A 1,504-nucleotide genomic window follows, 5' to 3' on the forward strand; every position below is an offset into this window, starting at 1 on the left:
GGCTCTACAATATTTAGTGTTGGTGGAAAATCTACGGATTTTCTACCAACACTTTTTTTGTAAAAAAAGATAGAAAAAGAGATAGCCTAACTGGTAGAATTTAGTCGTCTAAAACAAAACCAAACCAAGAAAGGATATCTCCATGGATCATTGTACTAGAAAATTGTTAGGTTTAACAGATGAAAATTTATTCTTCGAAGAAGAATGGTTAGAGACTATAGAAGAAGAGGGGTTTCGCACCAATCTTATCCATGCCAAACTTAGCTATATACCAAGCCATTGCCGTAAATGTGGCATCAAAAATGAAGGACAAATCATCAAGAATGGCTCACACAAAACAAAAGTCCAACTTTTGCCTTATCAAGCAACAAAAACAGAATTACGCTTGGTACGTACACGCTTTTACTGTAAAGAATGTCAGTCGACATTCAATGCTCAGACAAACTTGGTGGATGAAAACTGCTATCTTTCAAAAGAATTAAAGATTCAAATCGCCTTGGAGCTGGCCAAGAATACAACAAGAAAAGAAATTGCCGATCGCTATTTTGTCTCTGACGTAACCGTTCTGCGTGTCCTACACACCTGTTTAAAAACGTATCATCCTCGTTTTGATACGTTACCTTCGGTCCTTTGTTTTGATGAGTTCAAATCAATGAAGTCCTGCAGCGGAAAAATGAGTTTTGTCTTTATGAATGGGCAGACCCAACAATTGATCGGTGTATTGGAGAATCGTCGCCTTGCATTCTTAAAACCATATTTCCTTAAATTCACCCGAAAAGCACGAGCGAACGTGAAATACGTCGTGATGGATATGAATGCCCCTTATTTTGAACTTGTAAAGGCGGTCTTCCCAAACGCAAAAATCGTGACCGATCGCTTTCACATTGTCCAACAAATCACTCGTGCGTTAAACCAGTTGCGAATTAAAACAATGAACAGCTTTCAAAAAACGGAACCGACAAAGTATCGACGATTGAAGCGATTCTGGAAATTACTCCTTAAGCATGCCTATGATCTGGATAGTTCCAATTATCAATATGATCGATCCTTTCGTAGACCAATGACGCAAAAAGCGATCGTCGATGAACTTTTGAGTTATGACGAGCAATTAACAAGGGCTTACGAGACTTGTCAGCTCCTCCTCTATCACTTTAAACACAAGGACAGCCAAAGCTTTTTCGATACGATCAACAGCTTAGATCAACGCCTCCCACAATGGTTTTGTAAGAAGCTGACGTTTTTAAATAAATACAAATCAGGGATTCAATATGCTTTAAAAACCAGGTATAGTAATGGGGCATTAGAAGGAACAAACAACAAGATAAAAGTGATAAAACGAGTAGCCTACGGCTATCGAAATTTCCACAACTTTCGAGCAAGAATTTATCTCATTCAAGGCTTAATCTTCCAAGTAAAACAAAAACCAGTTAAGCACGCTGCCTAACTGGTTATGACTAAATTTTCAGTTGTATTTTTCTCTACCAACACTAAATGTCGAAGAGCC

At 38.2% G+C, this 1,504-nt stretch carries 1 protein-coding gene; it reads left to right on the forward strand.

Translation table 11 applies throughout. The features are described from left to right. Positions 1-142 precede the first annotated feature (142 nt). Entirely contained in the window at positions 143-1,444 is a 1,302-nt protein-coding gene (locus ACIPK1_RS17450) for an ISL3 family transposase (protein ID WP_400451396.1), read from the forward strand. Positions 1,445-1,504: the final 60 nt, after the last annotated feature.

The organism is Enterococcus sp. NPDC086594 (assembly GCF_044746145.1).
GTDB classification, from domain to species: domain Bacteria; phylum Bacillota; class Bacilli; order Lactobacillales; family Enterococcaceae; genus Enterococcus_D; species Enterococcus_D entomosocium.

Coding starts and splice junctions, on each gene's coding strand:
- ACIPK1_RS17450 (WP_400451396.1), top strand. CDS start 143: ATGGATCATTGTACTAGAAAATTGTTAGGTTTAACAGATGAAAATTTA.